This window comes from Marinomonas arctica (assembly GCF_003259225.1).
GTDB lineage: Bacteria > Pseudomonadota > Gammaproteobacteria > Pseudomonadales > Marinomonadaceae > Marinomonas > Marinomonas arctica.
Map to the genome: position 1 here is coordinate 50,605 of NZ_QHJF01000029.1, position 16,426 is coordinate 67,030.

The window sequence follows — 16,426 nt, forward strand, 5'->3', positions numbered from 1 at the left end:
TCTTTCTCTTAATGTGATTGCGACGGAGCGGAGCCAACAGATGCCTCTGGCTTGCGAAGAATAATGCGTGCTTTGTCTTTGTCGGACGAGGCGTTCGCCACCACAGCGATAATAATCACCAGTCCAGAGATAGCCATTTGCCAAAAAGGCGATACGCCAATAATGGGCAAAGCGTTATTCACCACGCCAATAAACAAGGCGCCAATCACACAACCCACCACGGTTCCCAAACCACCAACGATACTAACACCGCCAATCACACACGCCGCGATCACTTGTAGCTCAAAGCCATTGGCGACATCCACGTAAGCCACAGCAAAACGCGACACCCACAAATAACCGCACAACCCTGCCAATGTGCCTGATACCAAAAAAGCATAAAACTGCACCTTGCCAACATTCACACCAGAATAAAAAGCTGCCATCGGATTGCCGCCTGCGGAATAAAAATTGCGCCCCCATACACTGAATTTCATCGTCCAAAAGGCCAAAAGAATGGTGATAATCGCCATCCAAGCTAATACCGGAATAGACAGAATTTCATATCGCGGCAAGCCAATGAAGGCCTCACTCATTTGGTGAGAATTCACCCATGCGCCGTCTGACAACAAAAAGGTCGCACCGCGATAAATACTCATAGTGCCCAGGGTAATTACAATAGAAGGCACTTTTAATAACCAAACAAACAAGCCATTAATCGCCCCTAAAAACGCCCCAATCCCCAACGCGAGTAACATCAAAACAAACATATTCAAGGTCGGAAAATATTGATTCACCATGGCAACGACCATGCCGGTAAAAGCCACATTGGCCGCCACAGAAAGATCAATACAACGGGTTAAAATCACCAACATCTGCCCCAATGCCAACATGATCAAGATCGACGTATCGTTAAAAATACTGATGCTGTTAGACACACTAATGAAATCTGGACTGATCGTGCCCACCGCCAAAAACATCGCCAGCACAATCATGCTCAAAATGCCTTCGCGAGAATAAATAAAGCGTCTCAACATGTCACATGTCCTCCGGTCGCCAGAGAAACCACTTTTTCAGGTGTCGCATCAGCCCGTGACAACTCACTGACAATCAAGCCTTCGTTCATCACTAAGATTCGATCAGACATTCCCATAATTTCAGGCAATTCCGATGACACCATGATGACAGCCAAACCAGAATCCACCAATTCAGACATAAACTCATGTACTGCGGCTTTTGATCCAATATCAATGCCCTTTGTTGGCTCGTCCAAGATAATGACTTTGGGGTTGGTCGCGAGCCATTTAGCAATCACCACTTTTTGCTGATTGCCACCGGATAGATTCATGACTTTTTCTTCCCAGCAAGAGGCTTTCACTTGTAAACGCTCACAATATTGGCGCGCTAGGGACATCTCACTTTCTTGATCCAGATTACCGTGTTTTGCTAAACGGTCCATTTGCGGCAAACTGATGTTTTGATAAATGGGCAACTCCAACACAATCCCTTGCTTCTGACGTTCCTCCGGTACATAGACAATGCCGTTCTCTATCGCGTCTTTTGGTGAGTGAATGATCACCTCTTTGCCATTCATTTTTACCGTGCCAGTCACGTGGTCCGTGGTGCCAAACAAAGCCTGCATCACCTCCGTTCTGCCTGAACCCACCAGACCATAAACGCCAAGGATCTCACCTTTTTTCAAACTAAAACTGATGTTAGCGAACTCCGTTGTGTGACATAGGTTACTGACTTCTAATAATGTCTCACCAATTTCCACGTCTTTTTTGGGATACGTGGCGGCTATGCTTCGCGCCACCATCATTTCCACCAGCTGACCTTCATTAGTGTCTTTGATAAAGCCTTCCCCCACATAACAACCATCACGGAATACGGTGTAACGATCCGCCAAGGCAAAAATTTCATCGAACTTATGGGTAATAAAGAGAATCGCTTTGCCTTGTTGCTTGAGTGTATTAACGAGTTCGTAGAGTTCATGAATTTCATGGTGAGACAGAGCGGCTGTAGGCTCGTCTAAAATCACCACTTTCGCGTCAACGGACAAAGCTCGCGCAATGCCAACCATGTGTTTTTGACCGATACTTAATTCACGTAAAATTTGATTAGGGTCCATGTGCGCGTTAATGGATGACAAAATGTCTTGAGAACGCGTCACCATAGCCGACCAATCTATAGAAAAATACTTGGTCATCGGGCCCTTTTTCATTGGATAGTTGCCCAAAAAAATATTTTCCGCCACCGTCAGATCATCAAATAACACGGTTTCCTGATGAATCGCAGTGATACCTAAGGCATGGGAATCATGAGGCGAATGAAACTGCACAGGTTTGCCGTTAAAAATAATGTCTCCACCATCCGGTTGATAAATGCCAGTCATGGTTTTAACTAGAGTAGATTTGCCTGCGCCATTTTCACCAAGTAACGCCGTCACTTGGCCCGGATATAGATGCAAATCGACACCGTCCAGCGCTTTGACACCGGGAAATACCTTGCTTACCTTTTTTAAACTGAAAATTGCCTTGTTCATAACGGTAGCTCTTATTGTTATTGATTCATTATGAAATTATTGAGCGAGCAAAACCCCACCCTAGCCCTCCCCTTCAAAAGATACAAGGGGAGGGAATATAAGCTCTTAACTCCTCCCCCAGCGAAGGGGGAGGTTGGGAGAGGGTTAATAGCAACTAAAAAATGGAAGAGAATTCGTCGACGTTGGACTCATCATAAACAAACGGCTTCGCCATCGCGCCGTCACCATTTTCGTCAACTTGCAATGTTCCCATACGGCCCATTGGAATCTCGGTTTTCGTGCCTTTGCCTTTAACAAGGTTATAAGCCAGCATGGTCGCTGAGTAACCAAGGTCTATTGGGTTCCAGATAGCAAAGCTATGAATCGCACCGCTGTGCACATGACCCGCTAATTCAGAAGGAAGACCCAAACCGGTCACATAAACTTTGCCCGTTAAGCCCAAATCACTTACGGCTTGTGCAGCCGCCAAAATACCAACCGTGGTAGGTGCCACGATCACATCTAGATCAGGATGATTTTTGATCAAAGCGGTCGCTTCACGGAAGCTCTTATCCGCAAGGTCATCACCATAGACAGTATCGACAAGTTTTAGATTAGGGAATTGGCTAAGGGAGTTTTTCATCTCACCAATCCAAATATTTTGGTTGGTCGAGGTTGGTGTTGCGCTCAGGATGGCAAACGTACCGGAGGTTTTACCTTTGGCTTTAATCGCATCCGCAGCGAGCTGTACGTTCATTTCGCCAATCAGGCTATTACTAGAAGGGTTTAAGTGGATTTGGCGGCCTTCTTTGCCAACACCAGAGTCCCAAGAAATCACTTTAATGCCGCGCTGTTGCGCTTTTTTTAAAGCAGGAACCAAGGCATCTGCATCATTGGCCGATACGGCAATCGCATCGACACGCTGCGCGATCAGTGAATTGATGATTTCAATCTGACCTTCCGCAGTGGTTGACGTAGGACCTGTGTAAATAATCTCTACGTCACCGAGCTCTTTTTTGGCTTCTTCTGCACCACGATACGCCGCTTCAAAAAAACCAATGCCCAAAGCCTTCACCAATAACGCGACTCGAACCTGCTCCGCGGCATAGGCACCAGAAGCAAACAAAGTAGCAGACGCCAACACACAAGCTGTGATGAGTTTATTTTTCATAATTATCTCCAAGAGCGCGCTCATCATCACACAACGAGATGTTGTCTTATCCGAGACGCGGTTTATTGTTTTTGTTTTTCCACTATGATCAAACGACACCCTGCCGACTTAATCACTTCTTTACTCTTGTTATCTATTCCATCGTCCGTAATGACGATGTCTATCTGTGACAAAGGACAAATGATCATACTTGATCGGTTTTGAAACTTTGTACTATCAACCAAAAGCACCCGCTGATCGGCTCGATTTATCAGTTTCATTACCGCTTGTACAATCTGTGGATCTGTCTCCATCACACCGTGAGAATTCACCCCGTATGCACCAATAAAAAGAATGTCAGCGTAAGTGTGATTAGCAATATCATTCGGGAACGGACTCAATATAATGTTCTGCTCCCGATGAATTTTGCCGCTCGGCACGGTCACACTGCACTTGCTCTTTTTGATCAATTGATCGGCAATAGAGAAGGAGTTAGTCAGGACTTGTAGCTTTAAGCTACGCATGTACTCAGACATAGCCGATGTGGTTGTGCCACCGCTGATCATGATCGACATATTGTCTGACAATAAATCCACTGCGGCTTTCGCTATACCCCGCTTTACATCCGTATTAATCGTCTGATTGACGGAGTAAGGTCGCCCCAACAAACTGGCATCAGACGGTGGATTGATGGCTTCCGCCCCACCCCGTACACGACGCAGTTTTCCCTCTTTGTCCAAAAAACCAATGTCTCTTCGTATTGTGGCTTCAGACGCACCTAATACATCTACTAAATGCGCTACCGTGACAATAGGTCGAGTCTCGACTTCTGATAGGATCACTCTGTGCCTTTCAATTTCGTGCATCGATCATCCTCGATATTCAATATAATTAATTTTCAATCATTATCAAGCACTATTAATCATATATTATCAAAAAAGATAAAAAATGCTTGAAAATGATTGTTTTTGTTTTAGTATGAAGGTTATCGATCATTCTAACCCGCTGGTTGTGCATAACAAAAATAAATTTAAGTCTTTATTAAATAGCCATGAAACAAAGTTTTACGCTATTAAATAGGCAATACTTGAGGTTAAACGATGTCTACTAACTTACTCCCTATTCTTTGGAATGACGCGGATGCGTCTCTTCTAAGTGAAGCTGAATTATTGCAATATCGATCAAACTTGCTTGGTTCTGACATGCGCGTAACCAACTACGGCGGCGGCAATACCTCAGCAAAGCTGCAAATGAAGGACCCTCTCACGGGTGAAAAAACCACCGTATTATGGGTAAAAGGTTCTGGTGGCGATATTGGTTCAATGGGATTGGATGGCTTTTCCACTCTTTATATGGACAAATTGAATCAGCTTTTACCACTGTATCGCGGACTTGAGTTTGAAGATGAGATGGTCGCTTACCTTCCGCATTGTACTTACAACCTAAACGCCCGCGCCGCCAGCATTGATACGCCACTTCATGCTTATTTACCTTATCTTCACGTCGATCATCTTCACCCTGACGCCGTGATTGCGATCGCAGCAAGCAAAAACAGCAAGCAACTTACAGAAGACATTTTTAACGGTGACATTGGCTGGCTTCCATGGCGTCGACCAGGTTTTCAGTTAGGCATGGATTTGCATAAAATCGCCACCGAAAATCCGCATTTAAAAGGCGTCGTACTGGAAAGCCATGGTCTTTTTACCTGGGCTAATGACAACAAAGACTGCTACCTCAACTCACTGAATATTATTAACAAAGCACAAACTTGGCTAGAAGAACAAAGTGCTGGCAAAGCCGCCTTTGGTGGTGAGCGATTTAACACATTACCAGACGACAAACGCCAACAAGTGGTTTCAAGCTTAATGCCACTGATTCGTGGTAAAACCAGCGAGAAACAACGTCAAATTGGTCACTTCAATGCGTCCGACGAAGTATTGCAGTTCGTTAACTCTAAAGATCTAGATCGTCTTGCAAAGCTGGGGACCTCCTGCCCTGACCATTTCTTGCGCACTAAGATTCGTCCTTTTGTGGTCAATTACAATCCAGAAACTGACAACCTTGATGAAGTAATCGAATCATTGGACCAAAGCCTTGCAGAATACCGTGAAGATTACGCCGGTTACTACAACCGCTGCAAACGCGATAACAGCCCAGCCATGCGCGATCCAAATCCCGTCATTTACTTGATCCCAGGGGTGGGTATGCTGTCTTTTGCCAAAGACAAAGCCACCGCTCGTATCGCGGGGGAATTCTACGTAAACGCCATCAATGTCATGCGCGGTGCAGACAGCGTCAGCGAATACGTCGGCCTACCAGAACAAGAAGCCTTCGACATTGAATACTGGCTATTAGAAGAAGCCAAGCTGCAACGTATGCCAAAACCCAAATCCTTAGCGGGTCATATCGCCTTGGTGACTGGTGCGGCTGGCGGTATTGGCCTGGCGACAGCAAAACGTCTCGCCAAAGAAGGCGCCAACATCGTATTGATGGACATAGACGAAGACGCTCTGCAAACCGCCCAGGCGAATATGAACAGCGAGTTTGGCAAAGATTGCGCCTCTAGCATCAAGATGGATGTGACCAATGAAGACGATGTCATCCGCGCGGTGAAGCATTGCGCAGTAGCCTTTGGCGGTTTAGATATTGTTGTTTCCAACGCCGGTATAGCCTCTTCCGCGCCCTTAGAAGAAACCACTCTTGCTCTGTGGAATAAAAACCAAAGCATCTTATCGACAGGTTACTTCTTGGTTGCTCGTGAAGCCTTTAGTCTGCTAAAACAACAGAATATGGGTGGCAACATGGTGTTTATCGCCAGTAAAAACGGTTTGGTTGCCAGTGCCAATGCCAGCGCCTATTGCGTCGCAAAAGCCGCTGAAATCCAGCTTGCTCGCTGCGTTGCCCTAGAAGGCGCACCGCTTGGCATTCGTTCAAACGTGGTTAACCCAGATGCGGTTTTACGCGGTTCAAAAATCTGGACTGGCAAATGGAAAGAAGAAAGAGCCAGTGCTTACAAACTCTCAACCGATGATTTGGAAGAACACTACCGCCAACGCAGCATGCTGAAGCTAAATGTATTCCCTGAAGACATTGCGGAAGCCATTTACTTCTTTGCGTCAGAGGCATCCTCTAAATCGACGGGGAATATTCTGAATGTCGATGCGGGTCACGCGCCGTCTTTTACTCGCTAACGACGGTAGATATTTACTCAAAGACCTTTGCACGCGCTATCATCGTCGCAAAGGTCTCGATTAAAAGAACAATAAAAAGGAATCACCATGAAACAATTAATTGATCAAAACTGGCTGCAAGAACATAACGCTAAGCAAGAAGCCGCGGTTATCAGTGATTACAATGCGCTAGCAGAAAAACTGGAACGTTCAGGTATTAAAATCGATACTATTTTGGAACAAGCTAAGCAATTTACCGTCGCCGTTCCCTCTTGGGGAGTGGGCACAGGTGGTACGCGCTTCGCCCGTTTTCCAGGCAAAGGCGAACCACGCAATATCTTCGAAAAACTTGACGATTGCTCGGTTATTCAACTGCTATCACAAGCCACGCCAGCCGTGTCCCTGCACATTCCTTGGGACAGACCAAAAGATCCAAGCGAACTACGCCAATACGCTGAGCAATATGGTTTGCATTTTGACGCAATGAACTCCAACACCTTTCAAGATCAAATTGGCCAAGAAGAATCGTACAAATTTGGTAGTTTGACACACACCAACAAAGCCGTGCGCGAACAAGCCATTGCTCACAACATTGACGTGGTGGAACTAGGCCAAAAGCTCGGATCAAAAGCCCTGACTGTTTGGGTAGGCGATGGTTCTAACTTCCCCGGCCAACAACACTTTAAAAACAGCTTCACGCATTATTTAGACAGCATCAAAGCCGTTTACAACAGCCTGCCAGACGATTGGAACATGCTGCTGGAACACAAAATCTTTGAACCCGCTTTCTACTCAACTGTGATTCAAGACTGGGGTAGCAGCTACCTTGCCGCAAAAGAAACCGGCGAGCGCTGTTTGTCTCTCGTGGATTTGGGCCACCATGCGCCGAACGTCAACATCGAAATGATCGTCAGCCGTCTTGCGCAATTCGGCAAGCTGGGCGGGTTCCATTTCAACGACAGTAAATACGGCGACGATGATTTGGACAGCGGCTCTATCAACCCTTACCAACTGTTCTTGATCTTCAACGAATTGACCGACATTCGCGTACAAGACCCGTCTTACAGTCCATTCTATATGTTGGATCAATCACACAACGTCACCGACCCAGTGGAAAGCTTGATGTACAGCGCTGCGGAAGTGCAACGCGCCTTTGTGAAAAGCTTATTAGTCGATCGCAACGCCTTAACACAATATCAAGAAGCAAACGACGCCATGATGGCACAGGCCAGCTTAAAACAAGCTTATAACCTAGATGTTGAGCCCATATTGCAAATGGCACGCCTCCAGGCCGGAGGCGCCATCGATCCAGTAAGCTGTTACCGTGCTAGCGGCTATCGCGCCGCCGTCGCCAAGGCTCGTCCTGCAGATCCGAATAAAACGGGCTCAGGAATTGTGTAAAAACAATAAACAAGACTCTGATCGCCCCCAAAATATAGCGCTCAAATGAGGCTATATTTTTTTGGCAAAATTAATTTTAGAAACGATGTTTTAATAAAAATATATTTTTATAAATAAAAATTAAAATCATAGTTTTAAACGAAATTATTATGACCTATATTTAACCAAGACAAGAAAATCCAGAATAATAAAAGGATTGAAAATGCACACATTATTAAGTCAACCAACCTATGTCATGCCAAAGGCACGTACCATAGAACTGATCGAGCGACTCACCGACAATCTTATCAACATTGAAGATACTACTGGCGATTTTTTGCTGCGCCTTGAAGATGGTCGTGTCATCGATACCAAAGGCTGGGCTGGCTGGGAGTGGACTCATGGAATAGGTTTATATGGCTTGTTCAAATACTGGCAAACCACCAATGATCACAAAACATTAAACATCATTCACGATTGGTTCGAGCAACGTCTAAGCGAAGGCACACCAACCAAAAACATCAACACGGTGGCCCCCTTTTTAACCTTGGCGTGTTTGCATGAACGGACACCAAAAGAATCTTGGATTCCGTATCTAGAAGAATGGGCTGAATGGGTAATGTACGACATGCCACGCGTACAAGAAGGCGGTTTGCAGCACATCGTTTACAACAGCGTGAACCACAATCAAATGTGGGACGACACCTTAATGATGAGTGTTTTACCTCTCGCTAAAATCGGTACATTGCTTAATAAGCCCGAGTATGTCGAAGAAGCGAAATACCAGTTTTTAACCCATATTCAATACCTAATGGACACGAAAAGCGGCCTGTGGTTTCACGGCTGGACGTTTGAAGGCAACCACAACTTTGCCAAGGCCCTATGGGCTCGTGGTAATAGCTGGATCACCATCGTCATTCCAGAATTCATCGAATTATTAGATTTGGCCGAAAGTGACCCAATTCGTCGCTTCTTGCTATCGACGCTGGAACGACAAGTGAAAGCCCTGAGCGAGCTGCAACACAGCGATGGTCTTTGGCACACCTTGTTAGACGATAACAGCACTTACCTAGAAGCTTCCGCATCGGCTGGATTTGCGTATGGCATCTTAAAAGCGGTACGTAAACGCTACCTATCTAAGGATTATTTGCCTATGGCTGAAAAAGCCATCAAAGCCGTTTGTAGCAACATAAACGAGCAAGGCGAACTGCAAAATACCTCGTTTGGTACCGCCATGGGGAACGATCTAGAGTATTACAAAAACATCAAAATCACCGCCATGCCTTATGGGCAAGCCATGGCGATTTTGTGTCTTAGCGAATATTTACGTCGCTATATCTAGCAATCCGCTAGGGAAAAAACGAACCCTCTATTTCTTAAAACGACAATAAAGATAAAAAGGATAAGAAAATGAAACTTAAACGACTTAGTACCGCATTAACCCTTATTGGCTTGGGAATAACGTCTGCATCAGCCTACGCGGAAAATTTGCGCTTCGGTTATGCCAGCAACGCCACTCCAACCGTTGAAGCAATGAAAAAATTTGCTGAATTGGTCGATCAAAAAACCCAAGGCGATGTTACCGTCACCTTTTTCCCTGACAGCCAACTGGGTGGCGAGCGGGAAATGGTCGAACTACTACAAGCAGGCTTATTGGATATGACCAAAGTCAGTGGTGGCCTCATGGAAAGTTTTGCCCCGGTTTATGGCGTTTTCTCTATGCCTTATCTATTTGACAGCCAAGCGCATTTTTACAAAGTCATGGACAATCCAGACATCACTACACCAATTTATGAGTCTTCAAAAGACCAAGGCATTTTAGGGCTAACCTACTACGACAGCGGCGCACGCAGCTTTTATACGTCCGAAAAAATCATCCGCAGCGTGGACGACCTTAAGGGTCTAAAAATACGCGTCATGCAAAGTCCAACCTCTATTAAAATGGTCAAAATGCTGGGAGGCTCGCCTATCGCTATGGGGCAAGCTGACGTCTATTCGTCTATTCAACAGGGGGTATTAGATGGCGCAGAAAACAACGAATTTGCCTTGACCATTGCTCGCCACGCCGAGGTCGCTAAACATTTTTCCTATGACCTACACTCAAGGGTACCAGATGTACTATTGATATCTAACGCGACCATGCAGCGTTTGAATCCAGACCAACAAACGGCGGTGCGAGAAGCCGCAAAAGAATCCACAGAATTCCATAAGCAAGTGTGGGCGCAAGCGGTCAATGACGCCAAAGAGACCAGTGAAAAGCAATTTGGTGTGACCTTTTATTACCCAGATATCAGCGAATTCCAAGCCGCCGTACAGCCTATGTACGACGAGCTCAAATCTGAGCCTGAAAAATATAAGGTCTACGAAGCAATTCGCCAGCAAGCGGAGCCAAAGTAATGCCAACCATAAGACGTTTCCTAGATATATTTTTAGGGACAAGCTGCTCACTCTTACTGCTCAGCATGGTCGGTGTGCTGTGCTGGCAGGTGATCAGTCGCTACGTATTTAACGATCCTTCAACCTATACCGAAGAATTGTTGCGACTGGGATTGGTCTGGTTGTCTCTGTTAGGAGCCGCTTATTCTGCTGGCCGTGGTTCCCACATGGCCATTGATCTACTGCGCGATATTGCGCGTGGTAGGTTTCGCAAATTTCTTAAGCTGTTGGTTCCAATCAGTTTTATTATTTTCAGCGTCTATGTGCTGATCATGGGTGGCTTACATAGTATGCAGATCTCGTCCAAACAGCTCACAGCGGTATTACAACTGCCAATGTCGAGTTTTTATGCCGCGCTGCCCGTGTGCGGTGTGTTGTTGATTTTGTACGCCATTTTAAATTTGATTGATGTCATCAAAACACCTGCCGATGAAGCACCTGTAGACGACATCAAAAAATCACTCAGTATGGGAGAATAGACATGGCAGGTGAAGCAAGCTTAGTGCTGATTATTACCTTTTCGATCCTGTCTCTTTTAGGATTGCCTTTAGCGATTGCACTGGTGGCATCGTCTTTAGCCGCTGTTACCATGATGGTGCCCGTCGATATGGCGCTCTTCACATCAGCACAAAAAATGGTCGCCAGCTTGGACAGTTTTTCCTTATTAGCCGTACCATTTTTTATTCTCTCTGGAGTGATTATGAACTCCGGTGGTATCGCTATTCGTTTGGTGAATTTCGCTAAGCTACTGGCAGGACGCATTCCTGGTTCCTTAGCGCAAACCAACATCGCCGGTAATGTGTTGTTTGGTTGTATTTCGGGTTCTGCGATTGCTGCATCGACCTCCATTGGTAGTGTGATGGTGCCGATTCAAGCCAAAGAAGGTTACGACCGAGCTTTTGCTGCAGCGGTTAACATTGCCTCTGCACCAACGGGCATGTTGGTGCCACCGACGACGGCCTTTATCATTTACTCCTTGGTGTCTGGTGGTACATCAGTAGCGGCTTTGTTTTTAGGGGGTGCCGTCGCGGGTATTATTTGGGCATTAGGCTTGGTACTGGTCACCGTTATTATTGCCAAAAAACGCAAATACCCTTTGTCGAATCGAGTAGCATTTAAAGATGCAGTTAAAATCACGCTGGATGCCATTCCTAGCTTGTTCTTAATTGTCTTTATTATTGGCGGCATTGTTATGGGCGTGGTAACACCGGTGGAAGCCTCTGGGATTGCGGTGATTTACACCATGATATTGGCGTTCTTTATCCATAAAACCACACCACTTCGCGCGCTGCCTAAGTTCCTAATCGAAACATCGCACATTACCGGCACCATCATGCTACTGTTGGCGGCATCAGCCACCTTGTCTTTCGCCATGGCCTTTACTGGTATTCCAGCCGCCATTTCTGCCTTGATTCTGGGTATATCCAATGACCCTATCATGGTCATGTTGATCATCAATATTTTATTGTTGGTTGTTGGCTGCTTTATGGACATTGGACCGGCGATCCTGATCTTTACCCCAATCTTATTACCGATTGCCATGAAAGTGGGCTACGATCCTGTGCACTTTGGCGTCGTTATGATCTTCAACCTCGCCATCGGCACTATTACACCACCTGTCGGGACCGGCTTATTCGTCGGCGCTACCGTAGCCAAAGTGAAAGTGGAAAAAGTCATCGTCGCCCTCGCGCCCTTCTATCTCGTGCTCTTCAGCTTGCTTGCCGTTATTTCCTACGTGCCAATCATCACCTTGTACCTGCCATCATTATTTGGGCTTTGAATGGATAGCTTAAGGTTTTGAAATCTAGATATTGTTAGTCAAAAAAAAACGGCATAGAAGTGCTTAAACTTTTATGCTGTTTTTTTTGATAGCTGTAAATTAGCTCAGCTTACTAACTAAATATTGCCAATTTTCTTGATCATCATTGAGTACCTTTCTGAACATTTCCGGTCTACAAACCCTGTAGATTCAATTTTAATCTTTCAGCGTCCTCCATCAGACATGAGTAGACAGCTTGTCATTTTTTAACCTAAAGAGCATATTATCAACCTAGCAATAGGTGACTATATTTTAACTTCTACCACGGTCACTTCTTTTAACGCCTTTAAAAAAACTATTATCAGCAACAAGGACGACATATGAGCAACAAGGATGGGCGAATTCCATTGAATGCCACAATACTCAAAGAACAAAGAAAACGCTGCGGCTTAAGCCAAGAAAAATTTGCAGAACAATGCCTGAAACAAGGGCTGTTGGTTTCTATGTCTTCGATTAAGCGTGCGGAATTGGGCATGAATGTACTTTATCGAACGGCAGCACACATTGCTAAATTTTACGATATCCCAGTTGAGGCACTCTTAATCGATGACACTAAAAATGACTCTTCAAACCACTCTGACGAGCACTCCCCAACAATAAGCAAGAGTGTGAATGACGGAAATACAACTCTAAACTCATAAAATATTTTTATTACGCATTCATCATAGGTTTTCCCTGACTAACAAGAAAACCACGTCGCTGCCAAAAAGAGTTGTTCATCCAGCGTTGTTCTTTTTGGTAAATACGACTTTGAGTTGCCGTGTATTCATCAAAAATCCGCTTGATATCACGGTGATAGTACTGAATAGCCTTTGTTTCTGGATTCATTAACGCTTGAACACCATGACAAGCGCTGCTCATAGCAAATCCAATACCCATAGAAGATACAGGATCAAAAGACGCCACAGCGTCACCAACGGCCACAAATTTATCCGGAAAAGCGGAAGAATAAAACTGACTATTGGCCTGTTTCACCCAAAGTCTAGCTTGTGTTGCATGACTGCCTTGTAGATAGGGTGCAATGGCTTTTGTCTTGGCAAGATGGCTGTTCCATATTGCAGGGCGGTTAAGCTTCCTCTCTTTCATTAGATCCACATCAGTAAAACAAGTCACTACCGCAAGATCTTTAGACAGCCCAGCCATATACCACCAGCCATATTCACAGCTCTCGATTCTTTGTTGTTGCTCAAACACCCGCTTAGGATGATGGATAAAGGCACCAACACCAACCAATTGATCGGTCACTGTGCGCTCAATCCCTAACGCATCCCCAATTTTGCTTTGTCTGCCAGATGCATCGATCAAATAGTCACTTTGATAATGTAACTCGCCTTGTTCCGGGTGAGACAATTGCACCTGCCAAACACTACCTTGCTGCGCCACCTTAATTTGTTTACAACGGGGAATAATAGTGCCTCCACGCGCCACCATGGTCATCAACAAGGTTTCGTCAAACATGGCACGGTCTAATTGGTAAGTTTGCCCCTGCGCCGTAAACAGACTGTGATGGTGACTGGCAATATCGCTTCCCCAATAACTGATTTTACCGTAATTCGGCACAAAACAGCCTTCTCCGAACTCATCACGAGAAAGGTCAAGGTACTCCAAGAAATCGAAAACACTATGAGATACCTGCTCACCAATTCTCTGCTGAGTGAAATCGCCACGTTCTAGCAACAACACTGTTTTATGGTGATGTAACATAAGGGAGAGCGCACAAGTGGCCCCAGCGGGGCCACCTCCTATCACAATGACATCGTATTTATCCATAACTACCCTCTCATCCTAGTGCCTGAGCGATGAAGAGTATTTTTAGTACGAACAGGTTTAAACGCTCGTTCCTCAAAATACTGTGCCATTAATTTGCCTTTTTTCGTTTCTTTCTTATCCGTTTCACCTTTTAGCTTATCCAGCGATACTTTAGTCGTATTGATAAAAAACACGGGGATGGTGGTATCGTTATCTTCTGAGTTACCACTAATTTGCCCGACACCCACTTCCTTAAAATCAAACAACTCATGGTTTCTTTCCGATTCTGTAAAGTAAGGGAAGCCTTCGCTTTTAGCATTACGATCGCGAATAAACGCCAAAGCAGACCAGTGTTCAACCATTTGCCCATAACTATTAATACCCCGAGCGTAATTGATCTGTTGACCAGCAGGAAGGTGACTATTCAGTTGGCCTGTGACATCCAATTCCCCTGTTAATACATCCCAAGGGCTTTGAGGCGGCCACCAGTAGCTGTAATACGCTGGCGGAAGAGGGGTTTTCTCTTCAACATCTTGTGTCGCTAATACTTGGTATTGTTCAGGTACTTTCACGCCATCTGGCAAATCCTTCCAAACATAGTTTGTTAGCGACAAAGTGGTGTCTACCTGAGTCGCCTTATTCACCTTAGGCTCGCTGAAATTAACCACTTGTACCGTGCAATTGAAAAAGTCAGCTTGCCAAGGACACGCCATACGTTTTGTTAAATCCCCTGGTTCACAACCACCGCCTTCACATTCGTCTCGGCTGGGCGATAAACCTTGTTGAGAATAGTCTGCCTTATGATGTTTGACCTGATACGCCATTTCATACAATTTGGAATTTTGTAAGCTCCAAGTCACTTCAATCCCAGGACACATTGGCAAACCAACACAATTACCAATACTTGCCGCATCCATTTCATTCACATATAAAGTGTCAGCGGTGCCAAGGGCAAATTTACCTTCTGCCCATTGCTTCAACAAAAACATTTGTGTGGCATCTAAAGCAAGAAACTTCTCAACCACATTGTTTGTCAGATCATAGGCATTGGCACTTTTAACGGAATTGCTGCCTGAATTCATCGGCATCATTGGTAGTATTTTGCCCTCTTCTGAAGAACTCATAAGAGTCTGTTGTGGCTGATCGTAATCACCAATGGTTTTATTATCTAACTGACGGAAGTAATGGTAGTACTTCATTCTATTCGATTTATTCGCATCACTGTTGTCACGATAATCAAACTGATAAGAAAAGAAGCCACTCATCGATTGGACATTCGCAACCCATTGATACTGGCTAATACGATGAATAATAGGTTGAATATCACGTTCAAAATTGGCGACAAAATCATCGTTGAATTCCCCATGGGTATACATTTTTGGAACTAGATCAAAATGACGAACACCTACATCAAAAAACGTGTCATTAAGCGTAGAAATATTCACAATTTCAGGCGCAAAATCAGGCGAGCCCACCACCACCCAAGCTTTTATGGTTTTCGCTGCCGAACCATCTTTATAGGTCACAACACAAGTAACAGGGCCATCTGAAATATCATCAAACCATTCGTCACCACCACCATAACCTTCAAGATCGGTATTACCACCGGCACGGCCATAACCACCCAGCACAACTAATCGACCTTTATTATCAGTACGCAATGTTCCTAGGCTTTTAAAATTCTCTCCTTGCAGTACAGGGCCTGGGTAAGACGCTTTCGTATAGTTGCTAGGAATGCTGTCTTTATCAAACTCAGCACTGTCTAAACAACCAGCCACCGTGCGTGGCCCCAGATCAATAATCAGCTTTTGTCTTTCAGATTCACTTGTCACCGTGGCATTTCGCCACTCAACTCCGCGGTTTTTGTAGCTATTTTCTTCGCCGTAAAGCAAGTTGCCATTTAGCTCACTAAACGCATACCATGCGGCTTTTTTATTGGCTAAATGCACGCTCCATTCAATGCTTTTGACATTACCTGAATCCAAGGTTAATTCATTACCCTCTTCATCGAGCACTTTAAACACTTGGCCCTGACGACGAACACGCCCTGCTTCATCTTTAAAATGAATAACGTCCGTTGTTGGCTGCAAATTATCATCATGTTCAAACGGCAAGCCGCCGATTTTAATGGGGTTTAAAACAAAGTCATTGCCATCCGCATTGCCTAAGCGAGCAACACCAACCGAAGGGTGAATCGAAAGTGACATATTGATACTCCT

13 protein-coding genes are annotated in these 16,426 nt (G+C 45.0%); 7 read left to right on the forward strand and 6 right to left on the reverse strand.

Going from position 1 to position 16,426, the window contains the following annotated elements:
- Positions 1 to 8: 8 nt before the first annotated feature.
- The 4 genes from DK187_RS16465 to DK187_RS16480 all read right to left on the reverse strand — a co-directional run bounded on the left by DK187_RS16465 (position 9) and on the right by DK187_RS16480 (position 4,519).
- Positions 9 to 1,016, reverse strand: coding sequence for an ABC transporter permease (locus tag DK187_RS16465; RefSeq protein ID WP_111608424.1), 1,008 nt, complete (start codon positions 1,014 to 1,016; stop codon positions 9 to 11).
- A complete protein-coding gene (locus DK187_RS16470; RefSeq protein WP_111608425.1) occupies positions 1,010 to 2,524 on the reverse strand; it encodes a sugar ABC transporter ATP-binding protein in 1,515 nt (504 codons plus the stop codon). Before DK187_RS16470 ends, DK187_RS16465 begins: the two co-directional genes overlap by 7 nt.
- Positions 2,525 to 2,678: 154 nt before the next feature.
- Positions 2,679 to 3,674, reverse strand: a complete 996-nt coding sequence (gene rhaS, locus DK187_RS16475) for a rhamnose ABC transporter substrate-binding protein (RefSeq protein WP_111608426.1) — start codon at positions 3,672 to 3,674, stop codon at positions 2,679 to 2,681.
- Positions 3,675 to 3,736: 62 nt separating this feature from the next.
- Complete coding sequence (locus tag DK187_RS16480; protein WP_111608427.1) at positions 3,737 to 4,519, reverse strand: DeoR/GlpR family DNA-binding transcription regulator; 783 nt, start codon at positions 4,517 to 4,519, stop codon at positions 3,737 to 3,739.
- A 234-nt stretch (positions 4,520 to 4,753) separates the two neighbouring features.
- Between DK187_RS16480 and DK187_RS16485 the strand changes: the two genes are divergently transcribed.
- The 7 genes from DK187_RS16485 (at position 4,754) to DK187_RS16515 (ending at position 13,099) form a co-directional block, all read left to right on the forward strand.
- Positions 4,754 to 6,844 carry a bifunctional rhamnulose-1-phosphate aldolase/short-chain dehydrogenase gene (locus DK187_RS16485; protein WP_111608428.1) on the forward strand — a complete coding sequence of 697 codons (2,091 nt, stop codon included), beginning with the start codon at positions 4,754 to 4,756 and terminating at the stop codon, positions 6,842 to 6,844.
- A gap of 87 nt (positions 6,845 to 6,931) precedes the next feature.
- Complete coding sequence (rhaI, locus tag DK187_RS16490; protein WP_111608429.1) at positions 6,932 to 8,224, forward strand: L-rhamnose catabolism isomerase; 1,293 nt, start codon at positions 6,932 to 6,934, stop codon at positions 8,222 to 8,224.
- Positions 8,225 to 8,426: 202 nt separating this feature from the next.
- The gene (gene bglB, locus DK187_RS16495) at positions 8,427 to 9,545 is read left to right on the forward strand and encodes a beta-galactosidase BglB (protein ID WP_111608430.1); all 1,119 of its coding nucleotides are present in this window, start codon (positions 8,427 to 8,429) and stop codon (positions 9,543 to 9,545) included.
- Positions 9,546 to 9,613: 68 nt separating this feature from the next.
- On the forward strand, positions 9,614 to 10,600 hold the full coding sequence (locus DK187_RS16500) for a TRAP transporter substrate-binding protein (protein WP_111608431.1): 987 nt from the start codon (positions 9,614 to 9,616) through the stop codon (positions 10,598 to 10,600).
- Positions 10,600 to 11,118: a TRAP transporter small permease gene (locus DK187_RS16505; protein WP_111608432.1), complete on the forward strand. Its 519-nt coding sequence runs from the start codon at positions 10,600 to 10,602 to the stop codon at positions 11,116 to 11,118. The genes DK187_RS16500 and DK187_RS16505 overlap by 1 nt, the downstream gene beginning before the upstream one ends.
- Positions 11,119 to 11,120: 2 nt before the next feature.
- Positions 11,121 to 12,419: a TRAP transporter large permease gene (locus tag DK187_RS16510; protein ID WP_111608433.1), complete on the forward strand. Its 1,299-nt coding sequence runs from the start codon at positions 11,121 to 11,123 to the stop codon at positions 12,417 to 12,419.
- 359 nt (positions 12,420 to 12,778) lie between these two features.
- Complete coding sequence (locus DK187_RS16515) at positions 12,779 to 13,099, forward strand: helix-turn-helix domain-containing protein (protein WP_111608434.1); 321 nt, start codon at positions 12,779 to 12,781, stop codon at positions 13,097 to 13,099.
- A gap of 10 nt (positions 13,100 to 13,109) precedes the next feature.
- Here the strand turns inward: DK187_RS16515 and lodB are convergent, their stop codons facing one another.
- A complete protein-coding gene (gene lodB, locus DK187_RS16520) occupies positions 13,110 to 14,228 on the reverse strand; it encodes a lysine-epsilon-oxidase maturase LodB (protein WP_111608435.1) in 1,119 nt (372 codons plus the stop codon).
- Between the two features lie 2 nt (positions 14,229 to 14,230).
- Positions 14,231 to 16,414: a CTQ-dependent lysine 6-oxidase LodA gene (gene lodA, locus DK187_RS16525; RefSeq protein ID WP_111608436.1), complete on the reverse strand. Its 2,184-nt coding sequence runs from the start codon at positions 16,412 to 16,414 to the stop codon at positions 14,231 to 14,233.
- Positions 16,415 to 16,426: the final 12 nt, after the last annotated feature.